Annotated in this window: 16 protein-coding genes; 6 read left to right on the top strand and 10 right to left on the bottom strand. The window is 44.7% G+C overall.

The genetic code is table 11. The annotated features are described in order from the left end of the window. A partial coding sequence (locus DN068_RS08080) for a SpvB/TcaC N-terminal domain-containing protein (protein ID WP_207798874.1) occupies window positions 1–4,095 on the bottom strand: 4,095 nt, incomplete at its 3' end. A 721-nt stretch (window positions 4,096–4,816) separates the two neighbouring features. On the opposite strand from DN068_RS08080, the gene DN068_RS08075 reads away from it, so the two are divergent. Next, window positions 4,817–5,314, top strand: coding sequence for a hypothetical protein (locus DN068_RS08075; protein WP_110998402.1), 498 nt, complete (start codon window positions 4,817–4,819; stop codon window positions 5,312–5,314). A 491-nt stretch (window positions 5,315–5,805) separates the two neighbouring features. Here DN068_RS08075 and DN068_RS08065 read toward each other — a convergent pair whose 3' ends face one another. Then, entirely contained in the window at window positions 5,806–7,992 is a 2,187-nt protein-coding gene (locus DN068_RS08065; RefSeq protein WP_110998400.1) for a sodium-translocating pyrophosphatase, read from the bottom strand. A gap of 157 nt (window positions 7,993–8,149) precedes the next feature. Here DN068_RS08065 and DN068_RS08060 point away from each other — a divergent pair, with 157 nt between their 5' ends. The 4 genes from DN068_RS08060 (at window position 8,150) to DN068_RS08045 (ending at window position 11,142) form a co-directional block, all read left to right on the top strand. After that, entirely contained in the window at window positions 8,150–8,731 is a 582-nt protein-coding gene (locus DN068_RS08060; protein ID WP_110998399.1) for an RNA polymerase sigma factor, read from the top strand. Further along, on the top strand, window positions 8,728–9,786 hold the full coding sequence (locus DN068_RS08055) for a tetratricopeptide repeat protein (RefSeq protein WP_110998398.1): 1,059 nt from the start codon (window positions 8,728–8,730) through the stop codon (window positions 9,784–9,786). Before DN068_RS08060 ends, DN068_RS08055 begins: the two co-directional genes overlap by 4 nt. 15 nt (window positions 9,787–9,801) lie before the next feature. Further along, complete coding sequence (locus tag DN068_RS08050; protein WP_110998397.1) at window positions 9,802–10,491, top strand: SanA/YdcF family protein; 690 nt, start codon at window positions 9,802–9,804, stop codon at window positions 10,489–10,491. Between the two features lie 96 nt (window positions 10,492–10,587). After that, window positions 10,588–11,142 (top strand): hypothetical protein, encoded by a 555-nt coding sequence (locus tag DN068_RS08045; RefSeq protein ID WP_110998396.1) that lies wholly within the window; start codon window positions 10,588–10,590, stop codon window positions 11,140–11,142. A gap of 114 nt (window positions 11,143–11,256) precedes the next feature. Here DN068_RS08045 and DN068_RS08040 read toward each other — a convergent pair whose 3' ends face one another. The 3 genes from DN068_RS08040 to DN068_RS08030 form a co-directional block, all read right to left on the bottom strand. Further along, complete coding sequence (locus DN068_RS08040) at window positions 11,257–12,009, bottom strand: glycosyltransferase family 2 protein (RefSeq protein ID WP_110998395.1); 753 nt, start codon at window positions 12,007–12,009, stop codon at window positions 11,257–11,259. Window positions 12,010–12,125: 116 nt separating this feature from the next. Further along, window positions 12,126–12,593, bottom strand: coding sequence for a PaaI family thioesterase (locus DN068_RS08035; RefSeq protein WP_110998394.1), 468 nt, complete (start codon window positions 12,591–12,593; stop codon window positions 12,126–12,128). 4 nt (window positions 12,594–12,597) lie between these two features. Next, entirely contained in the window at window positions 12,598–13,245 is a 648-nt protein-coding gene (locus DN068_RS08030; RefSeq protein ID WP_110998393.1) for a YdeI/OmpD-associated family protein, read from the bottom strand. Between the two features lie 153 nt (window positions 13,246–13,398). Here DN068_RS08030 and DN068_RS08025 point away from each other — a divergent pair, with 153 nt between their 5' ends. Beyond that, on the top strand, window positions 13,399–14,355 hold the full coding sequence (locus tag DN068_RS08025; RefSeq protein WP_110998392.1) for a hydrogen peroxide-inducible genes activator: 957 nt from the start codon (window positions 13,399–13,401) through the stop codon (window positions 14,353–14,355). A 6-nt stretch (window positions 14,356–14,361) separates the two neighbouring features. Here DN068_RS08025 and DN068_RS08020 read toward each other — a convergent pair whose 3' ends face one another. From DN068_RS08020 to DN068_RS08000, 5 genes are all read right to left on the bottom strand, one after another. Further along, the gene (locus tag DN068_RS08020; protein ID WP_165836320.1) at window positions 14,362–15,000 is read right to left on the bottom strand and encodes a spermidine synthase; all 639 of its coding nucleotides are present in this window, start codon (window positions 14,998–15,000) and stop codon (window positions 14,362–14,364) included. Between the two features lie 24 nt (window positions 15,001–15,024). Then, window positions 15,025–15,843 (bottom strand): M48 family metallopeptidase, encoded by an 819-nt coding sequence (locus DN068_RS08015; RefSeq protein ID WP_110998390.1) that lies wholly within the window; start codon window positions 15,841–15,843, stop codon window positions 15,025–15,027. 382 nt (window positions 15,844–16,225) lie between these two features. Beyond that, window positions 16,226–16,882, bottom strand: coding sequence for a glycerol-3-phosphate 1-O-acyltransferase PlsY (gene plsY / locus DN068_RS08010; protein ID WP_110998389.1), 657 nt, complete (start codon window positions 16,880–16,882; stop codon window positions 16,226–16,228). A gap of 114 nt (window positions 16,883–16,996) precedes the next feature. Continuing rightward, window positions 16,997–17,815: a 50S ribosomal protein L11 methyltransferase gene (gene prmA, locus DN068_RS08005; RefSeq protein WP_110998388.1), complete on the bottom strand. Its 819-nt coding sequence runs from the start codon at window positions 17,813–17,815 to the stop codon at window positions 16,997–16,999. Window positions 17,816–18,048: 233 nt separating this feature from the next. Beyond that, the gene (locus tag DN068_RS08000) at window positions 18,049–20,256 is read right to left on the bottom strand and encodes an OmpA family protein (protein ID WP_110998387.1); all 2,208 of its coding nucleotides are present in this window, start codon (window positions 20,254–20,256) and stop codon (window positions 18,049–18,051) included. Between the last annotated feature and the right edge of the window lie 46 nt (window positions 20,257–20,302).

Genomic DNA, 20,302 nt, shown 5'->3' with positions numbered 1-20,302 from the left:
TAAACACCCTCTCAGGATGACACCGTTTGTAGCTGGCAGATTTTCGCATTGCATCTTGTGCATGATCAGTCTGCCCAAACCATCGGTATAACTAAGCCGAATTAAATGGTCTGATGTTTGTCCGGCCACTATTGACGTCGTATCATGCACATGTTTTTGCCGGGCAATCATACCCACCGAAACCGGTGTAGTACTCAAATCATACACACAACGCCAGGTGGCATTTTGCAGCAAAGCATTCGCATTGGCTGCCGGATCCAGGGCAAAGAAATCGCTCTGTGCCAACTGATCTGCATTGCTGTAAATATCCAGGCCATCAAGACTATCACCCTCGGGAGCACTGCTGTCATCTTTTCCTTTCAACGCCATCGCAATCGGCAAGCCAAGTGCATCGTACAGAATTTCGCTGTAGTTAAGATTCGCATCGCGCATGCGCAGTGGTTGTAAGATGCGCCAATCGTAAGTTGCTACGCCATTGGTATTAACAATGGCATCGGTTACACTTTGTGGCAGCAGCCAATAGTTGTAAGCATTAGTACTATCGCCAAAACTTACAGTCGTGATATTGCCCCACGGATCATTAAATGTGGTGGGTGTATAAAAATGCTGCTGCGGTGTATCAAAATGCATCGTTCCCGAAGGCAGCCAGTATTTACCGTCGCTATCCAGATCCACAAAACCTGCTTCTTGTAGTTTGCCGTTGTCTACATAACCATTGTAACAATAGCTGGCCAACTGTGGTGTGAGCGCCAGCTGATAATGTTCGTGCGGTATGGCCAATGATTCCAGTTCGCCAAATAACAGTGGTGTATCAACAGCTGTATTGGCTTTGTAGCGCGTACGAACAGCGCTCAGTAATCTCTTTTCACTGGCACCAGTTGGCGTAGCGGAAAAATCAATTTCCGTAGCAATGGTACAGGCCGTTAAAAGGTCTGATGTTTGCCAAAGTGCTGTAGTTGGTGGTGTGAAGACACCTAACATTTCCCATGTTTTTACCTGCAAAGGCATACGAAGATGACGTTCATAATCTGTAATGACATCATTGGTAAAACTATTCTCGGTATAAACAATGTGCATTTTTGCTTGCTCATCCTGAACAATTTGCGGCAAACTTGCATCTGTATGCAGGCGCGGATACACGACCGAAGCGCTTTTGGTTACATTCGCCCATTGGTCTGTCTCGAGTGTAAGGCTGTGTTGTATGCGTGGGTCATCGGCATTACGTTCACAGGCAAAAGCAATGCTTTGCTGCTGATAACTTAGGAATGATGCATAACGGTTGTTTGCTTTGGGTTGAAAACGCGTAACGGTATAAGCAGTGGCTGTGATGCTATAAGGCACTGCTTCCTCAGTACTGCCATCGAGCGCATATACTTCCTGTCGCAGTGGTGATCCCTTGAGCGCACGGTGCGCTTCGCGGATTTCATTGCCGGTCATATCAAGCGTTGCAAAGGTTGCAATGGTGGTCAGATCATCCCAGCCTTCAAACTGATAGTATTCTTTTTTGTAGGCATCGAGCAAACTGTCTTCCCGCAACCATGCACCCGTATGATACCATGTTTTGGTAAGTACCGGAGACTGGTCCAGCGCTGCATTGTCGAAAGCCACCGCACTATCAATATCTGTGGTTGCTACATAACCAAAGCCGCGAAACTCACGCTCTTCATGGTCGTAATAACCGTTTCGATATTGATAGGTTTGTGTGTAGGAGGTTTCGCTCACACTGTCTTGGGTGGTAATATTGCTGATACAATGCACCGGGAACGGCAGTCGTGTAGCCCATGGTGTACCGGCGTGTTTATCGGCGAGATAATATTGCGTGGAACTTTTATAATCGACGCTAACCGTTTTACCCATGCCATTGTTGTAGCTACGCATCAGGTAGGGCTTAATGCCGCCCATCAGGTCTACGTATTGGATCGGGGCCATTGCATGCTGTGGCAGCGGACTGCTCCAGACCAGACAACCGGTGCCATTGCCCAGGAAATCAAGCACCGCAATTTTCGAATAGGCTTCAATAGAAGGCAGCGTCGTGATCGGTTGTGGGGTGCTCCAACCATTGCCTGAAAGGTTGATCCATGCCGTACATTTATTGTGTTCCAGGTAAATAAGATCGGCAGCGCCCGTACCGCTGATATCTGCCAGTTGCAGGTAGATCGGGTTAAACAAATCCGGCCTTGCAAAACGCGGCGCATTGGCCATCGTTACTTTTGCACCAAAACCGCCATAGCCCATATTCGGCCAGTAACAGACATCCCCATTCTGAATACGCACAATATCGGTCATCCCATCGCCATTCATATCCGCTAAGAAGATGCGCTGCACATTATCATTGAGCAATAATCGCGGACCTTTATTTTCATCAAACGCCGCAGATGATTGTCCGCCTTTGTCCCAACCTTTGGTACCGTTGTTCTGATACCAGGTCCAGACGCGATCTTCGGTGATCAGTATATCCGGCCGGCCATCGCCATCGAGGTCCAGCATTTTAGTATAAGGACTGCTGCGATCTATATTCACCACACTGGTAAATGCACGGAACGGTTGCCAGTTCTGATCATCGTCCAGTTCAAAATAACCACTCACCGGTGCAACGCTTACTACTTGTCTGCGTCCGTCGGCATCTAGATCGGCCCATTGCAACGAACCGTCTGAAAGGCCGTTAAACGAAGGCTTACGAGCAATAGTACGCGCTGGCGCAAATTGCCCATCGCCCTCATTGCTTTTGTACATCCAGGCGCCGGTTGTTTCGGTGAGGATGCCCGAAATACCTTCGCCTTCAAAATCGATCCACTGATAAGCACCGGTAAGACCTTGCGGTGCGTTCGCGATTTCCTTTGCATTGACGCGCTGCAAGTCCTGGCTCCATTGCAAAGCCTGATAATCGAAACTCATAGCAGGCAAAGCTTTGCTGTGCCATTCGCCACCCTGATAAGTGTAGCCTTTTTGCGTAGCAGATACAATTAAATCTGCTTCCATCAATCCGGAAACGGGCGCAGAAAGATCGCTCTGGTATTGTAATTCCAGCGCGCGTACAAGGTTCTTTCCATTTAATTCAGCAAAATAATGAAACATCATTACCCGCTGACAACGGCGGTAGGTGCGGATTTCAAAGCCTGCATGAAAATCTGAAAATGCATCGGGGCGCGAAGACCAAACTTGATCAGCCACAGGAACAAACTCGCTGCTGTGATCTCCATAGTCCAGTACGCCTTCCATCAGAAAATCGGTGGCAGCGGGCAGTACAGGCTGATACATATCAGCCTCTGCAATAAAATAAGGCGTCTGATTACAGTACAGAACCGATTTGAGATAGGTGTTGGTAAAAGGCGCGAGCCCATTTTGCCTGTTCTTTTCCTGAATGCCGATGGGAATATTTTTGTCATTTTCCGGCACGTAACAAAACCATTGCACGTTGCCTTTGTGATCCACAGTAAGCTCGGGCAGCCATTTAAAAATGCGGCTGACATCGGTAGGATCTGCAATACGGGCGCTTTCCGAAAGGCCATAATAGGTAGTGCTGTTGTCTTTGGTGGTCACACGCCACCACTTATTCGTTGAATGCAGATCACAGATTAATTCAATTCGGGCAAACAATCCTTCAATACGTGGAATATATCGTTTGATCTGATAATTGCCGTCGGTGAAAGAAACAGGCGTGTTATCGCTGTTTAATTCCGGCACCAGGTCTTCGGCGCCCGCCAGCAGAAATACATCGCTTTCTGCGATGTCATTATACTGTGGTAATTTTTTATCGGTCCGGCGCTGAATGGCGGGTAATGAAAGCGCCCAGCCAAGGCCAAATTCACTATTGCCACTACCGGAACTATAAGACAACGACAGTGCAGGTGTAAAGCCACTACGGCCGGGAGACAATGGTAGCGGGATGCTCACATTTGCAGTACCATTCACTGCATTCACCGAAAATTTTTCATCGATGCCTTTGAGTGCACCACCGCCTTTGGGCAATGAAATGGAGGGAGCTGCTGACTGATAAAAAGGGCTGTCGTCTTTTTTCTGCGCGGGTTGGTTAGTGTAGCGGTCCAAAGGGTTGGCATGACCGCCATTGTTTCCATAGGAACTGTTTTGGTTCATATTGAATGAATTTTAGGGTTTAAAAAAATGTTTCATAGTAAAACCACTGCGCCCTCTAAGTCACAGTGGTTCCGTTTTAAACGATAGGGTTTACTATTCAACTCCTTCTAATCTTATCTAAAACAAAGAAAGGACGACCGCATGCAACCTATTTGCAGCGAATGGAAACGCTGTTGGTAAGCGGAAAAAAAGGGAATTGAGATTATGTACTCGTATTTGTCACCCTGACGAAGGAAGGGTCTCACGTTATCTGGACCGCATAATTTGCAGCAGTGGTAGCACGTAGTATGTGCTTATGTTTTCGCGAGATCTCTCCGTTGTCGGGACCTGCGCGTCTGTTGTCCATATAGGGTTTCAGGTCAGACGTATAAAAAATACAGCCGTCACTATGAGGTGTATAGGAACGTTGCAACAATCCGCGGGGTCGTTGCGAGGAGTCACCAAACAGCAAAGCTGTGGCGACGACGTGGCAATCTGATTTCGCACCGGGAAAATTATCTTACCATACGAGGTCACGTATTTTTCGCAAAGAAGCGCAGGAACGCTTTGCCCCCATTAACAAACACCTCAAAAAATTTCCCGGCTTGTTTAATTTATATAATCATTGAAATCAGCCAGCGAGAAATTAGCATTAAAAAAATAGAATCAAACACGCCACCGGGCCGCCCTTCTACTGTTAACCCGGTTCGGTTTTTGATTTCCTAGAGATAAAAGCTTTTTTATGGGACAATCCAATTTAATTTCTGCCGCTATTTCAAACGAAAACAAAACGGCCGTAGACAATGCACTGAATACTGTAGCAGCAGCACTCAAAGACATTTTAGTCTTTAACCTCACGCCCGACCAACGTACTGCCATGCTGAAGATGGGCGATAAAACCCTTGCTTTTGTAGATAAGGCACTGGAGTATGCACGTCAAAACCCAAATCTGGTACCACAGTACGTGGATATCCCAGAGGCTGAAAAAGACCTTGCACTCACCCGCGATCTGTTTCACATTTATCAGAAACTGACTGCGCTCACACGCTCGGTAGAAGATGCCATGATGGTAGCAGGCGGTGAAGCGTACGAAGCTTCTCTTATTTTTTATAATTCAGTAAAAGGTGCCAGTCGTAGCAATGCAGCAGGCAGCCAGGCTATCTATGAAGAAATGCAGAAACGTTTTCCCCGCAGAAGTAAAAAAGGATCGGGAAACACAGATATCAATACCCAAGCCTAGCATAAAGCATGTTGACAAATTAAAATCCCGGTCTTAGTATCGGGATTTTTTTATGCCTGCCGTGTAATTACACCTCTGAGGTACCAAAAGCTACCTCAAAGGTAGAACATCCTGGCTCCAGGGTAGAACATCCTAGCTTCGACGTAGGAATTCCTGGCTTTAAGGTAGGAAATCGTAGCTCAAAGGCAGGAATTCCTGGCTAAAAGGTAGGAAATCGTACCTCAGAGGCAGGAATTCCTGGCTCTGAGGTAGAAATTCATAGCTCTGAGGTAGAAGATGCCCTCGAGTGTTGCCCATGTCACGTTGCAAGGAGACATCCCGCGGAATGCAGGCACACAATACGCGGGATCCCTCCTTCATCGGATAACCTGCGTGTATTATCCATGCCGAATACGCAAACGCCAAACCAATCTCCATTTACAAATTCCCAATGTTCCAATAAAAAAATCCCGCCTTGCGGGCGGGATAAAAACAAAAACAAAACAAATGTTCTATTTGGAAGCGATGGTACGAACCAGCGCTTTGACTTCTTTTTTCACGGGAGCTTTAGACGTTTCCGATTTTGTACCGTGAATACTTGCAATCGTTGGCGCGATAACCAGCGCGACAATACTCATCAGCTTGATCAGAATATTCATCGACGGACCAGAAGTATCTTTAAACGGATCACCCACCGTATCGCCAGTTACAGACGCTTTATGCGGATCTGATTTTTTGTAGTAGATCTCGCCATTGATCTCTACCCCTTTTTCAAAAGATTTCTTCGCATTATCCCAGGCGCCGCCGGCGTTGTTTTGGAACATACCCATCAATACACCGCTCACCGTTGCACCGGCCAGCATGCCACCCAATGCTTCAGGACCCGCAAGGAAACCCATCAGCAATGGCGCCAGCAAAGCAATAGCACCAGGCAGTATCATTTTGCGCAGAGAAGCTTGCGTAGAAATAGCCACACAACGTTCGTACTCAGGTTTGCCGGTTCCTTCCAGAATGCCCGGAATTTCACGGAACTGACGACGCACTTCTTCCACCATGCTCATAGCAGCTTCACCTACCGCACGAATGGCCAATGAAGAGAAAATAAACGGAATCATACCTCCTACAAACAAAGCTGCGAGTACTTCCGCTTTGTAAATATTGATACCGCTGATACCTGCTACACCAACAAACGCGGCAAACAGAGCCAGCGAAGTAAGCGCCGCAGATGCAATGGCAAAACCCTTACCTGTAGCGGCTGTCGTGTTACCCACTGCATCGAGTGTATCGGTTTTTTCACGCACTTCTTTCGGCAGTTCACTCATTTCGGCAATACCACCGGCATTATCCGCAATCGGACCAAAAGCATCAATAGCCAATTGCATTGCGGTAGTAGCCATCATTCCGGCAGCAGCAATCGCCACGCCGTAGAGACCTGCTACTTTGTACGAGCCCCAGATACCACCCGCCAAAACAAGGATCGGGAGGAAAGTACTTTCCATACCCACCGCCAGGCCGCCAATTACGTTGGTAGCGTGACCAGTTGCAGATTGTTTTACAATACTCAGCACCGGACGTTTGCCCATAGCAGTATAGTATTCTGTAATGATGCTCATCAGCGTACCAACCACCAGACCAATAATGATCGCGTAAAACACATCCATATTGGTAAACGAAACTTCACGGAGAATCATATTGTCAGGCAGAATGTACATTACCAGAAAATAAGAAGCAATTGCAGTCAGCACAATTGAGCCCCAGTTGCCCATATTCAGCGCTCGCTGTACCACACTGGTATTGATGCCAGAGGTTTCGGAAATACGTACGAAGAAAGTTCCGATGATGGAAAACACAATACCCATACCTGCAATCAGCATTGGTAAAAGAATTGGTCCGAAGCCATTAAAATTATCCGCAGATTGCGTTTCCTGACCAAGTACCATTGTAGCCAGCACCGTTGCCACATAAGAACCAAACAGATCGGCGCCCATTCCTGCCACGTCGCCCACGTTGTCTCCTACGTTATCAGCAATAGTTGCCGGATTGCGCGGATCATCTTCCGGAATGCCCGCTTCTACTTTACCTACGAGATCAGCGCCTACATCGGCCGCTTTAGTGTAAATACCACCGCCTACACGTGCAAACAACGCAATACTTTCTGCTCCCAGCGAAAACCCGGTGAGTACTTCAATCGCTTTCTGTACCAGATGATCCGTTGCCATTACATCCGGTGCAAATGTTTTCAGAAGAATGATGAATAAACTCCCCAAACCCAGTACGGCCAGACCCGCTACCCCAAGTCCCATTACAGCACCGCCGGAGAAAGAAACGGCCAGTGCTTTTGCCAGACTGGTACGCGCCGCATTGGCTGTGCGCACATTAGCTTTTGTAGCAATGCGCATTCCTATAAAACCTGCACAAGCACTGAATATAGCCCCCATCACAAAAGTCAGGGCAATAACCCATGAAGAATTAACATGTTGCGAACCCATGTAACCGAGCAGCAAAGCAGCCAATACCACATACCAGGCAAGAATTTTGTATTCTGCTTTAAGGAAGGCCATTGCACCTTCAGCAATATACTTGGCAATTTCTTTCATCCGGTCATTCCCGGCGTCCTGTTTGCTTACCCAGGAACTTTTGATGATTGTAAACAGCAAGGCAAGCAGGCCAAAAGCTGGAACCAGGTACAGTAAGTTCATAATGCTTTTTAAGTTAAATTATAGTAAACAAATATAACAGTTAACATTATAAATCCAAATGATATCAACCAGTTATTAAATCGTAAAATATTTTTTATCACATGTGATAAAAAGCATCTCTGTACCGTTTTGAAATTGTAATTTTATAATAGAAGCCATGAAGTCCCAGCTGCCAACATCTGATTATCGAAAGCTATCCGACGAGGAATTAGTCTACCGCTACGCACACCGCCAGGAACAGGTTGCGATCAATTATCTATTTGAAAGATATGGTCACCTTGTGTTCGGTGTATGTTGCAAATACCTGCGTCAAACCGAAGCTGCCAAAGATGCCATGCAGCAGATATTCATCAAGTTGCTCGACGATCTTCCCAAATACAATATAGACAAGTTTAAACCCTGGCTTTTTCAGGTGGCTAAAAATTATTGCCTGATGCAACTGCGCCAATCAAGATCTGTAACGAACAACAGTTTTGATACGGCTGACGATATGGAATTTGAAGAAAACCTGCATCATAAGATTGAAGAGGAAGCTATGCTGAACCGGCTGGAAGAGGCCGTGAATGCACTGAATGAAGAACAAAAAAAGTGCATCAGTCTTTTTTACCTTCAGAAGCTTACTTATGCAGAAGTCGCAGCCCAAACGGGTTTCACAATCATGCAGGTCAAAAGCCACATTCAAAACGGAAAACGTAATCTGAAAATAAAACTGGAACTGACGGGAGGAGTGAAGTTATGAACAATCAGCTAAGCCATATTTTTGATGAGAGCGTTTGTCTTACTAAAAGACAGCTCAAGGATTATGTCTCCGGACTTATGAGCCGTGAAGAATGCCATGCGATAGAGTTACATCTGAATAGCTGCCCTCTGTGCAGTATGGCTGTAGAAGGTCTTTCAGAGCATCCGCAGGAAACAGTTGCCACACTGGCCGGCATCAATACCAATTTTCTGCAGGAACATTTCAGTCAGTCATTACCGCAGGTACATCTTAATTCGATCGCACACGCAGCGGCCCCTGCCGCCAGCTTGCCGTCTGTTAAAAATAAAAAACACAATGTGCAGCCACTATGGCGCAATGCTTCTATTGCCGCTGTAGTGGTAGTTTGTTGCGGACTAGCCTGGTTATGGGAATCTGACAGAAACAAGAAGAATAACATAATTGCACAAAGGGCTGGCATATCTTCTGCTGCCGCGGTGAATGAACCAGAACCCGAGGTTGTGGCCAGTGAAGCGCCACAGCAAAAGGAGCCTAAAAATCATAAAAATGGCAGTTCACAAAAGCCACCACTGCTGATTGCAACTACACGCGCGCACAGCACAGATGAATCTGAAAAAGCAAAAGCTGCTGATAAAAAAGCTGCCGCTGAAGAAGCAAAAGCATCAAAAAATGTAGTCGCAGCAGAAAATGCACGAAATACAAAAGTTGAAAAAGCGGAACCCGCTGTGGCAAAAGGTCTGATGTCTGCCGCAAAAGAACGTAGTACTGCTGATTCAGAACCCGCACCGAAAATGGCAGCGATGGCTGCGGCACCAAAGGAAAGAGTGGCTGTCGATGCGCTGGATGTGGCAGATGCCGCCTATGATAAAAAATACTACAATGCTGCGCTTGATCAATATAAAGAAGCCATGAAAAATCCGGACGCTGGTCGCAAGTATAAAGCGACTCTTGGCGCTGCCCGTTGCTATATTGCGCTGGGGCAAAAAAATGCTGCGAAAGAGTTGCTGGAAAAAATCCTGAGCGATAAACATGCAGATAAAGAGCCAGCGCAGTCCATGCTAAAAGATCTTGAATAAAGTTCACTTCCTTCTATGAGAAAATTCTTCTGGCCCAAAGTAATCTTATGTTTACTGCTGGGCCTTTTTATTGCCGTTTTCGGAATCGATTACTGGGTTACGAAAAGCACTGCCAAACAGATGTATGCCGACATCAATGCTATTCCAGAACGTAAAGCAGGCTTGCTCCTCGGCACTTCAAAATACCTGGATAACGGTGATGTCAACCTCTATTATAAATACCGCATTGATGCTGCAGTGGCACTTTTCAAAGCTGGCAAGATTAAGTATATCATTGTAAGTGGCGACAACCGAAAGGAATCTTATAACGAACCGGAAATGATGATGCAGGATCTGATTGCGGCTGGCATTCCGGCCACTCATATTTTCCTTGATTTTGCAGGCTTCCGCACTTTAGACAGTATCGTCCGGTGTAAAGCAGTTTTTGGAGAAGATAACGTGACCATTATTTCACAGCCTTTTCATAACGAACGGGCTTTGTTTATCGCCAATCATAAAGAAGTAAACGCGATCGCTTTTAATGCTGCGGATGTTTCTACGCTTTACGGGGCAAGAGTGACCATTCGTGAGAAAATGGCGCGGGTAAAGGTTTTGGTCGATTTCATGACTAATAAACAACCTAGATTTTACGGCGATAAAATAAGTCTGGATGATACCCTGCAGTCTGCAGCTTGTTTTCATCCGGCAGCAAACCCCGAGAAATAATCAGGATAAATCATGCTTAATTCCCCGTACGCCGCAAGTAGACGGCTTCGCATGGGAATTTTCTCCTATTATTGCACCCTGAACCATTAAATCTGTATGAAAAGATTTTTCATTGGTCTCCTGACCCTATCAATTACGGCTGCGGCCTACGCGCAACAACCATCGCTTCAAAATAACAACATCGCCGAACGTGTCGTTTGGGATACACAGGAAACGGGTAAAGGCATGCTTATGTATGTGGATGTTCCTTTTTCTGACGCCGGCAAAACGGATTATATTACGCTGGTGGTTTCGAAAGTGAAAGGCAATCTGCGGCCCGAGTTTTTCAGCTTTATGGTGCCTAAAAACGCTAATAAAGACAAAGGCATTACTATCTGCTTCGCAAAATCAGTTACCAAATATGGCCGTAAAGAATTGCAGCCTGATCGTATTACAAACTCACATCTGGTTTTTGAATCCTGCGAACAAGGCGCCTGTAAAGGCAGAGTAACAAACGGCTACACGTTCAACGACCAAAGTCAGCGGACGGATGTCTACCAAAACTTCCTGAGCTACGATTATCTGAGTGTGTATTTCACCAAACCAGACGGCAGCCAGATGACGGTTTCATTACCGCTTTCTTCTTTCAGAGAACAATACGGGAGGTTGTGAGTGGAAAGTTGGTGAAACGTGAAACGCCAAAATTCCCGCAATAGAAATATTACCAAAACGCCGCCCCAACAACACTGTCAGGGCGGCGCTTTTATTATTTATGTATACGGCAAATTACGCAGTCGGCTTGCTGTATAGTTTGCTTTTCATGATGCCCCATTTATGAAAACGGTGTGTGAGCGAAACTCTGAGTACGCCCATACCATATTTCATACTGCGGCTGAAATTAATGCTCGACGCTTCTTCAAAATATTTAGTCGGGCAAGTTACTTCTCCGATTTCGTAGCCATTCATAAATACCTGCGAAACCATTTCATTATCGAAAACGAAATCATCACTGTTGTGTGTAAAATCGATAGAACGGATCACCTCAGCAGAAAATGCGCGATAACCGGTGTGGTATTCGCTGAGCTTCTGACCGATCAGCACATTTTCGAATAAAGTAAGGCAACGGTTGAAGAAATATTTGTACTTCGGCATGCCACCCTTCAGCGCGCCTTTACCCAGAATACGGGAAGCAAATACTACCGGATATACATCGTTGGCAATGATTGAAGACATAGCCAGCAACAGCATTGGTGTATACTGATAATCAGGATGCAGCATGATTACGATATCAGCGCCGAGTTCCAGTGCTTTTTTGTAACAGCTTTTCTGATTACCACCGTAGCCTTTGTTTACTTCATGGCGTACTATATGTTTAATGCCCAGTCTCTTAGCCTCCTCGACTGTATTATCCGGGCTTTTATCGTCAACCAGCACTACATCATCAACAACGTCAAATGGAATTTCCTTGTAGGTACGCTCCAGGGTTAATGCTGCTCTGTATGCAGGCAGTACAACTACTATTTTCTTTCCGTTTAGCATGTGGGGGCAAAAGTATAAAAATGTTTTTTTGTTTGACTGTAAAGTTCTTCAATTGACAGTTTAAGAGGGGCAATTGGCGATTTCCAGCGACTTGGCAACATATTAACCGTACAGACTTACTCCCCGCTTTTCAGTTTCATTCCGGTAACTACCAGATTACTCGCACCACGGCCGGCCAGATTGCCTTTACTATCGTACACCGAACATTCTGCATAGATAATCTTCTTACCGTGACGTACAATTTTCGCTGTAGAGGTAAGACGGTCACCCTCTTTGATTGCATATAGAAAATCCACATTCAGATTAAGGGAGGTATAATGATGATCCGCGTCGAGGCTTACAATGGCCCAACCAATGGTTTCGTCCATCACCAGACTCATCATGCCACCGTGAATCATACCATAGGGATTAGTCATCTCCTTGCGCAATATCAGCGAAATGGTGGCCGTTCCTTTTTCAATGTGTTCTAATGTAAGCTGTAGCCAGTTGCCCGCATCAGAACGGGAATCGGTAACCATTTTACCTAAGTATTTTTCTTTGATCCAATCCAGCTGTGTACCTTCTGCTGCTTCGTTCCTGTTCATTATTTCAGTTTTTCTTTTTTAATTCTTTTTGCCGGCGCATGTCCAATAGCTTTACAATCATTGTATCGATGCGCTTTTGACGAGTTTCAGGCTTTTTTGCATCCTCGATTGCTTCCACATATTCTTTCTTGTGGGTAAAAGCCAGCGTATCGAAAAATGCGGCCAACCCGCTATGTGATTTCATCGCATTGAGCGCATCGTCGGGCAATGTAGCCGTTCGGTTCACATAATCGATACCTTTTGTTTGCCTTCCTTCCATTGGCACTGCGCGTACCGGATTTTTGATCATACCTTCTTTCCGGAATCGCATTGCCGACCATTGGTCGTCCACAGCGACCAGAGAAACGGGCTCAAATCCAGGCACCATTTCCATAAACTTATCTCGCTCCAGATCAGACTTTATTTTGCTGCTCTTTTTCGGATATGCCAGCCAAAGCAACACATCGTCGGCAAGATGGCCTGTAAGACGGTTCATATATTCAGCGAGATCAATACTGTTGTATACAAATACGACTATCTGTGTTATCTGATCTTTGGCACCAATCTTTGTCTTGAAGTTGAAGTCTTCAAAAATGAAAGTGGTACCTTCTGGTGCATTCAGCAACCAGAAAGGCTTTTCAGCATTCAGTTTTAACTTGGCAGTTGTGCTCATCAGATTAAGTGCAGGTACGCAAAGGTACGCTTACCCGGCCAAATGAGTTTTAAGCCAATCTCACAGCCACAAATAGAACAAAATAAACATCTGTAAGGGATAGTCTATTTCAGTAGAATGCAGTAGGTTTGTATTAAACACGCACCATTACTGATGACGATTACACAATTAGAATATGTAGTTGCTGTAGCCACTTACAAAAGCTTCGTGGCCGCAGCAGAAAAGTGTTTTGTTACGCAACCGACGCTCAGTATGCAAATCCAGAAACTGGAAGATGAACTGGGCATCAAACTGTTTGACAGAAACAAGCATCCGATAGCAATCACGGCGATGGGCGAAGCAATCGTAGAACAGGCACGTATTGTGCTTTCTGAATGCGAAAAGATCCACGAACTGATCCAGAATCAACAGAATAAACTGGCCGGTACATTTAAGTTTGCCATTATTCCAACAATTGCGCCTTATATTTTACCTGGACTGATGGAACATTATGTTCCCAACTATCCTGATGTAAAACTCCAGATTACCGAAATGGAGACGCATCAGATTATTGCCGCACTCCGCAAAAATGAAATTGATGCCGCGCTCGTAAGCACACCTTTAGAAGAAAGTGGCATCAAGGAATATCCATTGTTTTACGAACCGTTCGTAGCATATTTTGCCGATGATGAAAAAGCGCTGAAAAAACGTCTGATTACACCGCAGGATATTGCACTGGACCGTATCTGGTTACTGAACGAAGGACACTGCATGCGCAATCAGATCATTAATCTCTGCAGCGAGCAAATCCAGAAATTACAGGCCGAGCGTCCGTTCCGTTATGAATCCAGCAATGTAGAAACGTTGCGCAAAATGGTGGATAAAAATAAAGGCATGACTATTTTGCCTGAACTGGCTACAATCGAATTTACGGACGACCAGATAGAACACGTTCGCTATTTCGAAACACCGGAACCGGTACGTGAAATTGCCCTGGTAACAAACGATCATTTTGTGAAGCTGACGCTGCTGCAAAGCCTGATGGACGAGATCTTAAAGCTTGTTCCGGAAAAAATGCGCGTGCAGAAAAACAATCGTAAAGTGCTGAGAATACAATCGGCAAAACTGTAAGTAAACTCAGAAATGAGCAACGACAATGCGGTTGATGCCATTAAGGATTACTTCCGGATCAGGAAAAATATTCATTAGTCTTCCCTGCAAAGTATCCCATTCACGCTCATCATTGACAATATAATTCATGATAAAATGGCCGCCTGTGTTGATTCGCTGGCGGCATTTTTTTAAGAATATTTCTGTTATAACAAAATCAGGCACCACTCTGCTGATAAAAATATCTACGATCAGCAGATCGTACACTTCCTTATTTTCCTCAAGAAATGAAACTGCGTCACTGCAAACGGGTCTTGAATGGCAGGCAATTTCCTCAGGCATCAATTCCAGCGCCCATTGCAAAACTTCTTCATCAATATCTACCAATGTAGTCAGCGCGCGGTTACCGACTTTGTGTAAAATGCGCGCAGCACTGCCTAACCCAGTTCCTAATACCAATACTGTTTTCACCTCCGGTAAATGACGTTTCATTTTTTTGAAAGCAACTACTAACGGACGGTAACGATCGCCATCAGAATACAACGCATCTGAAGTGGCCAGCTGCCACTGACCACGGTACATAAATAAATCCAACACAGGATTTATCTCACTCGAACGCGATTCTACACGTACCGGGTAGACATAGCTGAGCAGCTTCTGAAACATGGTGGGTTTTGATGTGGCGTCCATTTACTTTTGCGGCTTATAATACTTCATTGCTTCGGGCAGCCATTGTTGAATCTGCTGAATACGCTGCTGATCGCTGGGATGGGTGCTTAGAAATGCCGGTGGTTTCTGTGAACTACTCGCCGCGGTTGCCATTCTCTGCCAGAATCCAACAGCTTCTGAAGGATTATATCCGGCAATAGCCATGAAAATAAGCCCCATATGATCAGCCTCACTTTCATGCTTGCGCGAGTATGCCAACGTTCCTAATTGCCCGCCGACACCATACACCTGATTAAATATACTTTGTGTAGTACCCGGCTGGCTCGCCATCGCTACCGACAACGCAGTGCCACCTGCTTCTACCATCAGTTCCTGGCTCATGCGTTCATCGCCATGCCTTGCAATTGCATGCGCAATTTCATGTCCCATTACTACAGCCAGTGATGTTTCATTTTGAACAATCGGCATAATACCGGTATACACCACCACCTTTCCACCGGGCATACACCAGGCGTTTGCTTCTTTATTATTGACCAGATTGAATTCCCACTTATAGTTTTTAATCAGATTTTCCTGCCCTTTACTACGCAGATATTCTGTAATGGCCGCAGCCATCCGGTTTCCCACTCTGGTCACCATTTCGGCATCTTTATTTCCGGAAGTCGCAGAGACGGTGGGATTACTTGAAAGGAAGGTGGCATATTGCTGCGCAGACAACGAATTCATCGTGCTTTCATCCACCAGATTAATAGATTTACGACCCGTTACCGGATTTTTATAACAGGCTGTAAGCATTATAATTACAAGAGAAATCGAAAGTAGTGTATATATTTTTTTCATCTTATTCGATAAAGAAACAAAAACCATTCCATATAAAAAAAACAAGTTTGTGTTCCTTTTGAGATCAAAAAGGGAATGAAAAATGGGATGTATATCTTCCGTCGTGAGATCAGATTGGCATTGCACCAACACGTACTGAAGAGTGCTCCAATTCCTAAGCACGAATTCAAAAAAAGTACGGACGAGTTAAGTAAATAGTACGGACAAGTCGGGTAAATAGTACGGACGAATTGGGAAAATAGTACGTACTATTTTGGCCGGTCTTAAGATTGGCCCTGGTAGCAGATTACAGATATGGTAGTCCACGATTTAAAAAACAGACTTTAAACAAAAAAGGTTGCATCAAATGATACAACCTTTTCAAACACTTTATCTGTAGCGACTAGTCTTCTCCGTTTCGACGCATGCGACGTTTACGGAACAATGGCACCTTACTTTCATTGCCATGCAACAGTCGACCAATATTTTTGTGATGTGTCAATACTACCAGACAAGCAGTAGCAATTGCAAATAATTTATAACTCAGTTCCGGTGCACGAAAGATGAAAACGATCAGTACCGGAAACGCAACACTGGCACTGATAGAGCTCAGCGACACATAACGTGTCAAAAACAGCATAATCAGGAATACACCAATCAGACTTACAGCTACCAAAGGTTGAATAGAGAGAATCATTCCAAATAAGGTGGCAATCCCTTTACCACCGCGGAAATCAGCCCAGATTGGAAAAATATGACCAACTACGGACACAAGTCCAAGTGCAATCTGCAGGTTTACAAATGGCTCACTGAAGACCTGCATGTGAGAAAACACACAGGCAAGCAACGCGAGTTTTACAGCAAAAAAGCCTTTCAGCATATCGCCGATCATTACGACAGAACCGGCTTTAGAGCCTAAAATTCTGAATGTATTGGTAGCACCGGCATTTCCACTTCCATGTTCACGAATATCAATACCGTACACGCTTTTGCTGACCCACACCGCAGTCGGTATAGAACCGATCAGATAAGCAAGTACAATAAGAATGGCTACTATCATGCTATAACTTTTCTTTATTTGGTAAACTACAAATTTAACGTTTATATCCAGAAATCATAACCCCGGCCCACCCTTTAACAGTTCTAAAAAATTGACTAATTATAATTTAAAGGACTATTTCTGATATAATAAAACAATCCAATTATTTAACTCATGCTTGCCCAATAACTTAAAACCAACCTGGATAGCGGATTCATTTATAATATCGAAATCGTCTGTCAACAGGCCACTCATCAATATTTTTCCATTTTCAACTAAACCAGCAAACATATCAGACATGTATTGCAACAAGATATGCCTGTTAATATTTGCCAATATTACATCGAACTGCGTTCCCCCTACCAGATCGATCGTCCCCAACATAATTTTAACATTTTTACATTTATTCTGCTCCGCATTTTCAATTGCGTTCTCGTAAGACCACTCATCATTGTCGATTCCAATGACTTCGGAAGCCCCCATTTGTTCCGCCAGAATAGCAAGAATTCCGGTACCTGAACCAAAATCAAACACAGATTTTCCTTTAAAATCGATCTCTGCCATCTCTTGCATCATCAACTGTGTAGTGGAATGATGACCGGTACCAAAGGACATTTTGGGTGTGATGACAATCTCATGCGGGGTATCTACCTTAATATCGTGGAAAGTGGCTCTCACGGTACAGATACCCGGAACAATAACCGGCTGAAAGCTTTCTTCCCACTGTGCATTCCAATTCTGCTGTTTTATCACCGTTTCTGTAAAAGCAGGTTGATTACTATCTGCTAAAAGCTGTTCAAACGCGGCGCGATCCAGCTGTTCTTCCTGAATATAGGCCAGCAGTTCGTTATCAGTTTCTTCAAATGCCTCAAAATTTTGTTCAGCAAGTTGTGCGATCAATAATTCGCGCAGCTGCGCGTCGCTTACGGAAATGGAAAATTGTATGTATTGCATGAGGCGGTAAAAGTACGTTGTTCTAATGGCTGATGGCTGATTTTTGTGCGTTGTGATTAGTGAATAATCAAACGTAAAATATAAATGCTCAGACTTGTCATGTGAAGTCTGATGAAATGAATATCAGCCAGAGCAAAATCGAAGGGATACGGCAATACTTCCATTACATAAAAAAACAAAAGGTCGTCTCTCGCGAGACGACCTTTTCAATATTTACCGAGGTAGTGTATTACCTATGGATTTTTTTCTTTGTTTACGCGGCTACCAGGTTTGCCCATATCAGACTCGCTATCTGGTTGCTCTGTTTCGTCTTCGTTAGCATCTTGGTTGATGGAGAGATTTTTCTCTTGTTCACCCAGTGTACCAGGTTTGCTACTGTTGAAGATTACACGACGGTTAGGATCTTCCTGAACAATGCGCAGTACCGTACGGCGGTTTGCCTGACGTCCTGATGGATTGTCTTTACCGTTTACAGTATTTGGAGCAGCTGGCATTTTCTCACCGAAACCTTTTGCGATCATACGGTTTGAAGCGATACCATTTTTTTCCAGATATTCCAGTACAGACTGAGAACGACGCTGAGACAGTTCTTTGTTGTATGCATCAGTACCCTTAGAATCCGCGAATGCGTAGATTTCAACACTCAGAGACGAGTTGTCTTTCATGAAAGAAACCAGTGAATCGAGAGATGCTACAGATTCAGCACGCAATGAAGCTTTGTTGAAATCGTAGTAGATGTTGCTCACACGGAAGTTAGGATCGATACCGATTGTATCCATGTAGATCGTCAACATTACTGTATCATCCGGATCAGTGCGTTTTACATCCATTGTATTTACAGTAGCACGCGTTGTAGTGTAGTGAGCTTTGTCACCAGTCAGTACATAAGAGTGGCCACGTGTAGCGTTGAATGCAAAGTTACCGTCAGTAGAATTGTAGGTTTTCTGATTGCCTTGTTCGTCTACCATTTTCACCACTACTTCATTTACTGGTTTGTTGGTAGCGCGGTTGATCACTTTACCCATAGCGAGCAGACGTGGCTCGTACTGGATGCGCCAGATATCATCACAACAAGTTGGATTTTTCAGCGCGATAGAACCGATACGGTTAGAAACTACGTACGCATCTGGTTTACCTACCGGATCTTTAATATAGTACAGTTCATCTGCAGATGTGTTGATCGGATAACCTAAGTTAGACAGGTTTGTATAACGTGAAGGACCGCCATCAGCAGAGAAGATATCAAAACCACCCATTGTTACCCAGCCGTTAGACGCGAAGTACAGTTTGTTTACGCGGCTATCGTAGTATGGAGTGATTTCATCACCGTCAGTATTGATTTGTTTACCGGCATTTTGCGGACGACGGTAAGCACCATTGCGCGGATCGATAACTGAATACCAGATATCATAACCACCGCGGCTTTGCAGCTTACGGTTAGAAGAGAAGAACAGTACTTCTTTCTTACCCACTTTAGCTACATATGGTTGTGTATTGGAACCTTCTTCATTGATACCTTCGCCCAGCATTTCCGGATCGCTCCATTTTGCTTTCTCAAATTTAGAGACGTAGATCTTACAGGTTACAGACATTGAATCGCCTTCTGCGCAACGCGTAAAATAGAAGCGGTCGCCGCCGGGGCTATACGCACCATTACCTACGTGTACTTTAGGATTGTTGAACTGTCCGTCCTGGAATTTGATTGGCCATTGGAAAGAGTCAACCTGAGCAACGCGGTATTGTTTGTGCGATACCATGAAACGAGACATGTATTCGTCACGTTTTTTCTTGTCGTATTCTACCACTGCGTTTTGGTTCATGGTAGAGAACAAGAGTGCTGTATCACCCAATGGGTAAGGAGCAGATTCTGTATATGCACTATTCACGTTAGGACCAGCGTTCACTACGTTTGCAGGAACCGGATCTTTAACAGAGTTCATTGCCATGTTACAACCTTCAATCTCACGCAGAGCGCGTTTTTTGAGTTTTTTGAAAGTTTTTGGATTGTCTGCAATGAATTTGTTGAACGTAGCAATAGATGCGTCATACTGACCTTGCATTTTCAGCATCATTGCTTCCTTAAATTCAGCCTCAGGATAAATTTTCGGAGCAAGTGCATACGCATCATGATAATATTTCGCAGAAGGAACATAGTCACGAGTGAACCAGTAACATTCAGCCAGTTGGTAGGTCAGGTACGGGTTGCGTTCTTGTTCCTGTAACAGTTGTTGATAATATTCCGCAGCATTGAAGTAACTACCAGCGCGGAAAAGCCCATCGGCCCAGCGCAGTTTCTTATAGTATGGAAGTTTTGCTACCGGATCGTTAGCCTTGTTTCTATACTTCTCTTTATTTTGCTGCTGAGCATTAGCATCAAAGTGTACTACTGTGGAAACGAGGCACGTCGTTGCCAGTGTAAGGAGCAGCCATTTTTTTGTCATGTGCGTGAGCGTTGTTAATCGGTATAAAAGTATAAATTGGTTTAAA

This window comes from Taibaiella soli, assembly GCF_003236175.1.
GTDB lineage: Bacteria > Bacteroidota > Bacteroidia > Chitinophagales > Chitinophagaceae > QKTW01.
Note: the sequence above shows the minus strand (reverse complement) of the source record. Positions and strands in the feature narration are given on the sequence as shown.

Bases quoted from the DNA above. Each gene is read 5' to 3' on its own strand.
- DN068_RS08060 (WP_110998399.1), top strand. From the start codon at position 8,150: ATGAAGTCCCAGCTGCCAACATCTGATTATCGAAAGCTATCCGACGAG.
- prmA (WP_110998388.1), bottom strand. From the start codon at position 17,815: ATGCAATACATACAATTTTCCATTTCCGTAAGCGACGCGCAGCTGCGC.
- DN068_RS08030 (WP_110998393.1), bottom strand. From the start codon at position 13,245: ATGAGCACAACTGCCAAGTTAAAACTGAATGCTGAAAAGCCTTTCTGG.
- DN068_RS08065 (WP_110998400.1), bottom strand. From the start codon at position 7,992: ATGAACTTACTGTACCTGGTTCCAGCTTTTGGCCTGCTTGCCTTGCTG.
- DN068_RS08015 (WP_110998390.1), bottom strand. From the start codon at position 15,843: ATGAAAAAAATATATACACTACTTTCGATTTCTCTTGTAATTATAATG.
- DN068_RS08055 (WP_110998398.1), top strand. From the start codon at position 8,728: ATGAACAATCAGCTAAGCCATATTTTTGATGAGAGCGTTTGTCTTACT.
- DN068_RS08020 (WP_165836320.1), bottom strand. From the start codon at position 15,000: ATGTTTCAGAAGCTGCTCAGCTATGTCTACCCGGTACGTGTAGAATCG.
- DN068_RS08035 (WP_110998394.1), bottom strand. From the start codon at position 12,593: ATGAACAGGAACGAAGCAGCAGAAGGTACACAGCTGGATTGGATCAAA.
- DN068_RS08050 (WP_110998397.1), top strand. From the start codon at position 9,802: ATGAGAAAATTCTTCTGGCCCAAAGTAATCTTATGTTTACTGCTGGGC.
- DN068_RS08075 (WP_110998402.1), top strand. From the start codon at position 4,817: ATGGGACAATCCAATTTAATTTCTGCCGCTATTTCAAACGAAAACAAA.
- DN068_RS08025 (WP_110998392.1), top strand. From the start codon at position 13,399: ATGACGATTACACAATTAGAATATGTAGTTGCTGTAGCCACTTACAAA.
- plsY (WP_110998389.1), bottom strand. From the start codon at position 16,882: ATGATAGTAGCCATTCTTATTGTACTTGCTTATCTGATCGGTTCTATA.
- DN068_RS08040 (WP_110998395.1), bottom strand. From the start codon at position 12,009: ATGCTAAACGGAAAGAAAATAGTAGTTGTACTGCCTGCATACAGAGCA.
- DN068_RS08045 (WP_110998396.1), top strand. From the start codon at position 10,588: ATGAAAAGATTTTTCATTGGTCTCCTGACCCTATCAATTACGGCTGCG.
- DN068_RS08000 (WP_110998387.1), bottom strand. From the start codon at position 20,256: ATGACAAAAAAATGGCTGCTCCTTACACTGGCAACGACGTGCCTCGTT.